The sequence below is a fragment of the Sphingomonas pituitosa NBRC 102491 genome, assembly GCF_001598435.1.
In the GTDB taxonomy this organism is placed as follows: domain Bacteria; phylum Pseudomonadota; class Alphaproteobacteria; order Sphingomonadales; family Sphingomonadaceae; genus Sphingomonas; species Sphingomonas pituitosa.
The window spans coordinates 567,917-575,092 of the sequence record NZ_BCYY01000001.1 but is presented as its reverse complement, the minus strand read 5'-3'; the positions used below and the strand labels follow the sequence as shown (position 1 = coordinate 575,092).

The following is a 7,176-nucleotide window of genomic DNA, read 5'->3' as shown; positions in this document are numbered from 1 at the left end:
AAAGTGATCCACAACTTCTCTCCGCGTCATCCGAAAGGTAGGTCGCGCAGCTCCCGTGCGTTCAACCTACGCAGGGCCCTTGAGGTTTTCAGACGGCTTGTTCCGGCCAGTAGAGCCGCGTCGGATTGGCGACCAGGAGCTTGTGCTGCAGCGCGCGCGTGGGAGCGATGCGGGGGATCATGTCGACCAGCGCGCCGTCATCGGGGATCGTGTCCTGCATGTTCGGGTGGGGCCAGTCGGTGCCCCACAGCACGCGATCCGGATAATCGGCGACGAGCGGCGCGACGGCGGCCGCGAAGTCGTTCCAGGGCGGCCCCTTGGCGTCGAGCCGGTCGGGGCAGGTGACCTTGGTCCAGATATCGTCGCGGCTGTCGAGCAGCGCGCGGAACGCCCGCATGTCGGGGCCGTGGGGGCCCTGCGTTACGTCCGGCCGGCCCATATGGTCGATCACCAGCAGCGTGGGGATCGCGTCGAGAAAGGGACGCAACTCGGCAAGGATGTCCGCCTCGAAATAGACGACGACATGCCAGCCGAGCGGCTGGATGCGGCGGGCGATCTCCAGGAACTTGTCCTTGGGGGCATCGTCGACGAGGCGCTTGAGGAAGTTGAAGCGCACGCCGCGGATGCCGCCTGCATGCAGTGCCTCCAGCTCGGCATCGCCGATCGCGGGATCGACCACCGCGACGCCGCGCGCACGGCCTTCCGATTTGGCGATCGCGCTGAGCGTCGCCGCGTTATCGGTGCCGTGGCAGCTCGCCTGGACGATGACGTTGCGGGAAAGGCCCAGCCGATCGCGCAGGGCGAACAGCATCTCGGGCCCGGCATCCTCGGGCAGATACTTGGCCTTGGCGCTGAAGGGAAACTCGGCCATCGGCCCGAAGACGTGGCAGTGCGCGTCGACGGCGCCGGGCGGCGGCGTGAAGCGCGGCACGCTGGGATCGGCGTGCCAGCTGGTGATGCGGCTCATGCGAAAACCTCTCCGTCCATCAGCTTTCGCGCGGTGCGCAGCATTGCCGCGGTGACCACTGCGCCGTTTTCGTCCAGTTCCATCACGCAGGTCGTCTCCCCGGTGGGGTGCTCGACGGACAGCGTCTTGCGCCGCCCCGCCGGGATCACCGCGACCTCGGCGGCGGGCGAGCCGGGGAGCAGGCACGCGGTGGCGACGCTCACCGCGCCGAGCACGCCGATCGAGGCGTGCGCACGGTGCGGGATGAAGCTACGCACCGTCACCGCACCGCCGTGTTTGGGTGGCGCAACCAGCATCATCTTCGGCACCGACTTCTCGCGCACGTCGCCCAGGTTCATCCGCTCACCCACCGCGAGGCGGATCGCCTCGATCCGGGCCTTGAGCGCGATATCGGCGTCGAGCGTGTCGCGATCCTCATAGCCGGTGACGCCGACATCCGCTGCCTTCAGCACCACGCAGGGCATGCCGTTGTCGATCAGCGTGACGAGCACGCCTTCCACCACGTCCACCGCGTTGCCGCTGGGCAGCAGCGCGCCGCACGAGGAGCCGGCGGTGTCGCGGAACTCCAGCGGGATGGGGGCGGCGGTGCCGGGCACGCCGTCGATCCGCGCGTCGCCGGCATAGGTGACGCGGGCCTGCGGGGTCTGCACCAGGATCTCGGCGCGCTGGCCGGTATTGACCAGATAGACGCGGACGCGGGTTTCGCCGTCCTGTGCCTCGACCAGCCCGCGTTCGATGGCGAAGGGACCGATGCCGGCGAGGATGTTTCCGCAATTCTGCGCGTCGGAAACGATCGCCTGGTCGACGAACACCTGAAGGAACAGATAGTCGACATCGGCGCCGTCGCGGGTGGATTTGCTGACCACCGCGACCTTGCTGGTCAGCGGATCGGCGCCGCCCATGCCGTCGATCTGGCGCGGATCGGGCGAGCCCATGATCCGCAGCAGGAAGGCGTCGCGCGCGGCCGTGTCGGCGGGCAGGTCGTCGGCGAGGAAGAACGCGCCCTTGGAGGTGCCGCCGCGCATCCACATCACGCGGGCGGAGAGTGGCTCAGACATATTTCAGCCCCATCGCTTCGAGCTTCGGGCGCATGGCGTAGATGTCGAGCCCGAGTTCGCCGGCGGCCAGCCGCTGGCGCTTGGCCTCCTCCAGCGCCTCGCGGGCCTGCGCCTTTTCGAGTACGGCGGCGGCCTGGGCGCGGGGGACGACACATACGCCGTCGTCATCGGCGACGATCACGTCGCCTGCGTTGACCAGCGCGTTCGCGCATACGACGGGCACGTTGACCGAACCGAGCGTGGCCTTGATCGTGCCCTGCGCATGGACCGCCTTGGACCAGACCGGAAAGCCCATCGCGGTCAGGTCGCGTATGTCGCGCACCCCGGCATCGATGATCAGCCCGCGGCAGCCGCGCGCCTGGGCGGAAGTGGCGAGCAGGTCGCCGAAATAGCCGTCGGTGCACGGGCTGGTCGGCGCCAGTACCAGGATGTCGCCCTCGCGCAGCTGCTCGATCGCGACATGCACCATCCAGTTGTCGCCCGGCGGCGCGGAGATGGTGACGGCGCTGCCCGCGATCCGCGCCCCGGCATAGATCGGGCGCATATGCGGTGCGAGCAGGCCGGTGCGGCCCTGCGCCTCGTGCACGGTCGCCACGCCGGCATGGGCGAGGCCGTCGATCACCGCTGGATCGGCGCGCTCGATATTCTGGACGACGATGCCCGACATGGCAGCTCCTCTGGCTTCTTTTGCCGGGGAGGTGCGCGCGTCCGTCGCGGCGAGCCAATCGGAAGGATGGCAGGGCCATTAGTTTTTGCTAATCGTGCTGGGTGCAGGTCGATCAGCTCAATATCCGTCATCTCGCCGTGATGGCCGCCGCGGTGCGTCTGGGCAGCGTCAGTCGCGCGGCGGAGGCGGTGCACCTCACCCAGCCGGCGGCGACGCAGGGCATCGCCAAGCTGGAAGCGCAGCTGGGCCTTGCGCTGTTCGAGCGGCGCGCCACCGGGATGACGCCGACCGAGGCGGCACTGCGGCTGGTGCCGCGCGTCGAGGCGGCGCTGCGGCTGATCGGCAGCAACCGGGTGACGGCGGCGCAGCTCCGCGCCTTCGTGGCGCTCGCACAGCAGGGCAGCTATCCGGCGGCGGCGCAGGGCGCGGGGGTGACGGTTTCGTCGCTCCACCGTGCGGTCGGCGATCTCGGGCTGGCGCTGGGGCAGCGGCTGGTCGATCGGCGCGGGCGCGGGCTGGTACTGACGCATCACGGCGTGCAGGTCGCGCGGCGGCTGCGCCTCGCGCTGGCCGAGCTGCGCGCGGGCGTCGAGGATCTCGGCGAGCTGTTCGGGCGGGCGTCGGGCCGCATCTCGATCGGCGCGATGCCGCTGTGCCGGGCACGGCTGCTGCCCCATGCGATCAATGCGTTCCGGCGCGACCATGCGGGCATCGACCTGCTGATCCACGAAGGGGCGCATGGCGAACTGGTGGGCCCCTTGCGCGACGGCGAGATCGATCTGATGATCGGCGCCGTCCGCGATCCCGCGACGCTGGGGGCGGACCTTGTCCAGACAAGCCTGTTCGACGACCGACCGACGATCATCGGTCGCGCAGGGCACCCGCTGGCGGGCGAAGCGGACCGGCTGGCTGCGCTGCACCGCTACGGCTGGATCGTGCCGCCCGAGGGCACGCCGCTGCGCACGCTGTGGCGAAACCTGTTCGCGGCGATCGGCGGACCGCTGCCGCCGGTGCCGATCGAATGCGGTTCGGTGATGACGATCCGCGAACTGCTCCAGGCGGGGGACGAACTCACGCTGCTTTCGGTCGACCAGCTGTCGGTGGAGCTGGCCAGCGGCATGCTGGTCGATCTGGGCCCGGCGCCGGGTGCGGTGACCCGCACGATCGGCGTGACCCACCGCGCCGACTGGCGGCCGACCCGTGCCCAGGCGGCGTTCCTGGCGACGATCCAGGCTTCGGCCACGGCCCTCTATACGTAAAAACTTATAGCGGGCCGGCGGATTCGATTGGCCGCCGCTGCCGGGCTCGGCCATGCCGCCGCCATGACCGATACGATCGCCCTGATCGGCTTTGGAGAGGCTGGATCCACCTTCGCCCGCGCCGGCGGCTGGGAAGCGGCGCGCGTGTTCGATCGCAAGACCGACACCCACGACGCCGCAGCGATGCGCGAACGCTATGCCGAAGCCGGCGTGGAGGGCGCCGCGACGCTGGCCGAGGCGCTGGCCGGCCGGCCGCTCGTCCTGTCGCTCGTCACCGCCGACCAGGCGCTGGCCGCGGCCGAGGCTGCCGCGCCGCATCTGGCACCGGGCGCACTCTATTGCGACGGCAACAGCGTCGCCCCGCAGACCAAGCAGGCGGCCGCCCGCGCAGTGGAGGCGGCGGGCGCGCACTATGTCGACCTCGCCATCCTCGCGCCGGTCGATCCCGCGCGGCTTGCCGTGCCGCTGTTGCTGAGCGGCGCGCAGGCGGAAGCGGCGGCGGCGGCGCTGGCCGCACTGGGCTTCCAGAATATCCGCGTGGTCGGCGACACCGTCGGCCAGGCCTCGTCTATCAAGATGATCCGGTCGGTGATGGTCAAGGGCATCGAGGCGCTGACCGCCGAGTGCATGCTCGCGGCCGAGGCGGCGGGGGTGCGCGACGCGGTGCTCGCCTCGCTGGATGCCAGCGAGAAGCCGCGGCCGTGGGACGCGCGCGCCGACTATAATTTCGACCGCATGATGATCCACGGGCTGCGCCGCGCCGCCGAGATGGAAGAAGTGGTCAAGACGCTGGAGGCGCTGGGCACCGGCGCCGCCATGACCCGCGGCACTGTCGCGCGCCAGCGCGCGATCGGCACGCTCGGGCTCGGCACCCCGCCGGACGGGCTGGGGGCCAAGCTCGCCGCGATCGAGGAGAGGACGAAATCCGCATGACGATGATCATCGACTGCCACGGCCATTACACCGTGCTGCCCAAGGGCCATGATGCCTGGCGCGAGGCGCAAAAGGCCGCCTTCAAGGCCGGCGAGACGCCGCCGCCCTATCCGGAGATCAGCGACGACGAGATCCGCGAGACGATCGAGGCCAACCAGCTGCGCCTGATCCAGGAGCGCGGCGCCGACCTGACGATCTTCTCGCCGCGTGCATCGGCGATGGCGCCGCATGTCGGCGACGAGGGTGTGGCGCGGGAATGGGCGCGGCGCTGCAACGACCTGATCGCGCGCGTCGTGGGCCTGTATCCGGACGTCTTCGTCGGCGTGTGCATGCTGCCGCAGAGCCCCAAGGCGGACATGGCCGGCTCGATCGAGGAACTGGAGCGCTGTGTCACCGAACTCGGCTTCATCGGCTGCAACCTCAACCCGGATCCCGGCGGCGGCCACTTCACCCATCCGCCGCTGACCGACCGTTACTGGTACCCCTTCTACGAGAAGATGGTCGAGCTGGACGTGCCGGCGATGATCCACGTCTCGGGCAGCTGCAACCCGGCGATGCACGCCACCGGCGGCTATTACATCGCCGCCGACACGATCGCGTTCATGCAACTGCTCGAAGGCGACCTGTTCAAGGATTTCCCGACATTGCGCTTCATCGTGCCCCATGGCGGCGGCGCGGTGCCCTATCACTGGGGGCGCTATCGGGGGCTGGCGGACATGCTGAAGAAGCCGTCGCTCGACGAGCATCTGATGCACAACATCTTCTTCGACACCTGCGTCTATCACCAGCCGGGCATCAACCTGCTGGCCGATGTGATCGACAACAAGAACATCCTGTTCGGCTCCGAGATGGTTGGCGCGGTGCGTGGCATCGACCCCACCACCGGCCACTATTTCGACGATACCAAACGCTACATCGACGCGCTGCCGCTCAGCGAGGCGGAGCGTCACGCGATCTTCGAGGGCAATGCCCGCCGCGTCTTCCCGCGGCTCGACGCGCAGCTGAAGGCGAGGGGGCTATGAGCGGCCATACCGACATCCACGAATATCTGGCGGAACTGGAGGACATCCCCGGCACCCGTGTCTACACCGCTGCGCGGGCGCGGCAGGGGTACTGGATGAACCAGTTCGCGATGAGCCTGATGACGGCCGACAACCGCGAGCGCTTCAAGGCGGACGAGCGCGCCTATCTCGATGCATGGCCGCTCAGCGAAGAGCAGAAGCAGGCGCTGCTCGACCGCGATTACAATCGCTGCCTCGATCTGGGCGGCAACATCTATTTCCTCGCCAAGCTCTTCTCGACCGACGGCCTCAGCTTCCTCCAGGCGGTGGGCACGATGACGGGAATGAGCACGCAGGACTATCAGGCGATGATGGTTGCCGGCGGGCGTTCGCCCGTGGGCGTCCGATCGATCCGGGAGAAACGATGATGGCACGGATTACCGCGGGCGTCGCGACCAGCCATGTTCCCGCCGTGGGGGCAGCGATGGATCTGGGCAAGACCGCCGACGCCTATTGGCAGCCGGTGTTCGCCGGATACGACTGGTCCAAGCATTGGATCGCGCAGGAGAAGCCCGATGTCGTGATCCTGGTCTATAACGACCATGCCTCGGCGTTCGACATGCGGGTGATCCCCACCTTCGCCATCGGCTGCGCCGAGCGCTACGGCATCTGCGACGAGGGCTGGGGTCCGCGGCCGGTGCCCGACGTGATCGGCCATCCCGATCTTGCCTGGCATATCGCGCAGAGCTGCATCCTCGACGAGTTCGACATCACCATCGTCAACGAGATGCAGGTCGATCACGGCCTCACCGTGCCGCTGAGTGTGATGTTCGGCCAGCCCGAGGCATGGCCTGTCCAGGTGGTGCCGATCGCGGTCAACGTCGTCACCTATCCGCCGCCCACCGGCAATCGCTGCTGGCTGCTCGGCGAGGCGATCGCGCGGGCGGTGGCCAGCTATCCGGAAGACCTCAACGTACAGGTCTGGGGCACCGGCGGCATGAGCCACCAGCTCCAGGGGCCGCGCGCGGGGCTGATCAATGCCGAGTGGGACAACCGTTTCCTCGACATGATGAGCGGGCCGCATGGGCCTGAACTGCGCGCCATCCCGCACATCGAATATCTGCGCGAGACCGGGTCCGAAGGCATCGAGATGGTGATGTGGCTGATCATGCGCGGCGCGCTGGGGCGCGACGTGCGGGCGCTGCACCGCCATTATCATGTGCCTGCTTCCAACACCGCGGTCGGGCATCTCGTGCTCGAACCCGTCCGCTGATCCAAGACTTACAGGAGA

At 68.8% G+C, this 7,176-nt stretch carries 8 protein-coding genes; 5 read left to right on the top strand and 3 right to left on the bottom strand.

Going from position 1 to position 7,176, the window contains the following annotated elements:
* Nucleotides 1-88: 88 nt before the first annotated feature.
* From SPI01S_RS02570 to ligK, 3 genes are read right to left on the bottom strand one after another with little or no spacing between them, the layout of a single operon-like run.
* The gene (locus SPI01S_RS02570; protein ID WP_066717541.1) at nucleotides 89-967 is read right to left on the bottom strand and encodes an amidohydrolase family protein; all 879 of its coding nucleotides are present in this window, start codon (nucleotides 965-967) and stop codon (nucleotides 89-91) included.
* Nucleotides 964-2,025, bottom strand: a complete 1,062-nt coding sequence (locus SPI01S_RS02565; protein WP_066717537.1) for a 4-oxalomesaconate tautomerase — start codon at nucleotides 2,023-2,025, stop codon at nucleotides 964-966. The genes SPI01S_RS02570 and SPI01S_RS02565 overlap by 4 nt, the downstream gene beginning before the upstream one ends.
* Nucleotides 2,018-2,692 carry a 4-carboxy-4-hydroxy-2-oxoadipate aldolase/oxaloacetate decarboxylase gene (ligK, locus tag SPI01S_RS02560; protein WP_066717534.1) on the bottom strand — a complete coding sequence of 225 codons (675 nt, stop codon included), beginning with the start codon at nucleotides 2,690-2,692 and terminating at the stop codon, nucleotides 2,018-2,020. Before ligK ends, SPI01S_RS02565 begins: the two co-directional genes overlap by 8 nt.
* A gap of 101 nt (nucleotides 2,693-2,793) precedes the next feature.
* Between ligK and SPI01S_RS02555 the strand changes: the two genes are divergently transcribed.
* The 5 genes from SPI01S_RS02555 to SPI01S_RS02535 all read left to right on the top strand — a co-directional run bounded on the left by SPI01S_RS02555 (nucleotide 2,794) and on the right by SPI01S_RS02535 (nucleotide 7,158).
* A complete protein-coding gene (locus tag SPI01S_RS02555; protein ID WP_084253220.1) occupies nucleotides 2,794-3,951 on the top strand; it encodes a LysR substrate-binding domain-containing protein in 1,158 nt (385 codons plus the stop codon).
* Between the two features lie 63 nt (nucleotides 3,952-4,014).
* Nucleotides 4,015-4,884: an NAD(P)-dependent oxidoreductase gene (locus SPI01S_RS02550; RefSeq protein WP_066717739.1), complete on the top strand. Its 870-nt coding sequence runs from the start codon at nucleotides 4,015-4,017 to the stop codon at nucleotides 4,882-4,884.
* A complete protein-coding gene (locus SPI01S_RS02545) occupies nucleotides 4,881-5,906 on the top strand; it encodes an amidohydrolase family protein (RefSeq protein ID WP_066717531.1) in 1,026 nt (341 codons plus the stop codon). Before SPI01S_RS02550 ends, SPI01S_RS02545 begins: the two co-directional genes overlap by 4 nt.
* Nucleotides 5,903-6,313, top strand: coding sequence for a protocatechuate 4,5-dioxygenase subunit alpha (ligA, locus tag SPI01S_RS02540; RefSeq protein WP_066717525.1), 411 nt, complete (start codon nucleotides 5,903-5,905; stop codon nucleotides 6,311-6,313). The genes SPI01S_RS02545 and ligA overlap by 4 nt, the downstream gene beginning before the upstream one ends.
* A complete protein-coding gene (locus SPI01S_RS02535; RefSeq protein ID WP_066717522.1) occupies nucleotides 6,313-7,158 on the top strand; it encodes a class III extradiol dioxygenase subunit beta in 846 nt (281 codons plus the stop codon). Before ligA ends, SPI01S_RS02535 begins: the two co-directional genes overlap by 1 nt.
* The last annotated feature ends 18 nt before the right edge of the window (nucleotides 7,159-7,176 follow it).